2 protein-coding genes and 1 pseudogene are annotated in these 1,491 nt (G+C 46.1%); all 3 read right to left on the reverse strand.

Annotated elements, in window-relative coordinates:
* Positions 1-116: 116 nt before the first annotated feature.
* A pseudogene (locus F6K53_RS46345) lies at positions 117-407 on the reverse strand (transposase); the annotation flags it as partial.
* Positions 408-421: 14 nt separating this feature from the next.
* On the reverse strand, positions 422-1,057 hold the full coding sequence (locus tag F6K53_RS41965; RefSeq protein ID WP_293086381.1) for a transposase: 636 nt from the start codon (positions 1,055-1,057) through the stop codon (positions 422-424).
* Between the two features lie 43 nt (positions 1,058-1,100).
* Positions 1,101-1,355 (reverse strand): DUF6444 domain-containing protein, encoded by a 255-nt coding sequence (locus tag F6K53_RS41970; protein ID WP_293086384.1) that lies wholly within the window; start codon positions 1,353-1,355, stop codon positions 1,101-1,103.
* Between the last annotated feature and the right edge of the window lie 136 nt (positions 1,356-1,491).

Raw genomic sequence — 1,491 nt, forward strand, 5'->3', positions numbered from 1 at the left:
CTTTAGAAGCTTTTCGGAGTGCCATGTCTTGCCGTTTTGTCCATTGGCTCCAGGAGAATCGAGACGTATTTGTTGCTTACAAGGCGAGTAAGGGCTACATTTGGGCTTGATTTTGACTAAAGTCCCAATAGTTGACGACAGGTGCGAACGGTCTTAGCAAAGGGGGTTTTATCCTTTGACCCAATCGAGTAATCTGCAGTTTCTTCCAACAAGGATTTGATATTGGAGCGAATATCTTTTGCGAGACAGATGAAATCACAACGAGCTAAAGTCCCGTCCCTAACTCGATGCCATAACTCAAATAACTTTTCCTGTTGTTTTACCAGTTCCGTACCTATTTGTTTAGATACACCCGGACGTTCCGAGATTTTAATAAATTCCCGCCTCAGGTGCGCCCAACATAACTGTCGAGATTCATTATCTACCCAGTTGCGCCGTGTCGATCTGAATTTAAAATACCTGTAAAGTTTTCACCCAGTAAGTTTTGAGCAGAAGAGGTACAACGAGTTAGGGCAATCTCAAAAAATGTCACCAGTGGTGTCACCGCAACCCACAGCCAAGCTTGTCGTTGTTTGGGGTTATTGCCGTCGATATTACCTTGATTAAAGCTGGTTTCATCTGCTGCCACTACTGGCTGATGCTGTACATATTTTTTCGCGGAGTCCACTGGATCTTTTAATGCCATAGAAGCTTCCATTCGCAAGCGGTTTACCGTTGGCTTAGACATTGGTATACCAAATAAATCTTCCATAGCAGTTTTTACCATCCTGTGGCTATGGCGATACAATCCACTCTTTCGTGCCACCGTTGCTACCACTCTTTCACCGTAACCACTGGGGTTCACATCTATTGGCCATACCGCACGGGTGGTATTTCCACATTGGGAGCACACCAGTTGGTGTAAGCGATGTTCTACTACTATTGGAGTTATCGGTGGTAGTTCGACAATTTGATGACGGTAAGGGTTTTTGTCTTCTCCACTGAGTGCTTCTCCACAACAGCCACAGGTGTTTGGATGGTGGTCGATAATGCTAGAACATTGTTCTATGGGGTACAAAGGTCGACTATGACCTTCATGACCTTTTTGCCCCCCTCGCTTTTTACCACTTTTCCTTTTTCGCTGCTGCGCGCGGGATGTTGGGTGGGTCTTGGGATGGGGGAGATGATGAGTTCTTTGAGGTGCGATTTATTTTCTCTTCGTGCTGTTGCATTGTGATCCGCAACTGAGCAGTTTCTTGTTCTAATTGTTCTATGCGCTGCCCCATCTGCTCCACCAGTTTCTTGACGCTGGTGGGAGTTCTGTCCCAGTCTTGGGTCGCAATTTGCTGAAAGTAGGCGGAGCAATTTTCCTTCATGCTTCTGAATTTATAGCAACCGCCAGGTTGGTTAGGACGCTCTACGTGAGGACGTGCGACCTAGCCTCTCGCAGTGTTTCAAAATGCTCTAGTTGCTTGGCTTAGCGGCTTTTTAGCCATGACCAGCATTTTTCAA

The organism is Moorena sp. SIO4A1, assembly GCF_010672065.1.
Taxonomy (GTDB): domain Bacteria; phylum Cyanobacteriota; class Cyanobacteriia; order Cyanobacteriales; family Coleofasciculaceae; genus Moorena.

Coding starts and splice junctions, on each gene's coding strand:
- F6K53_RS41970 (WP_293086384.1), bottom strand. CDS start 1,355: ATGAAGGAAAATTGCTCCGCCTACTTTCAGCAAATTGCGACCCAAGAC.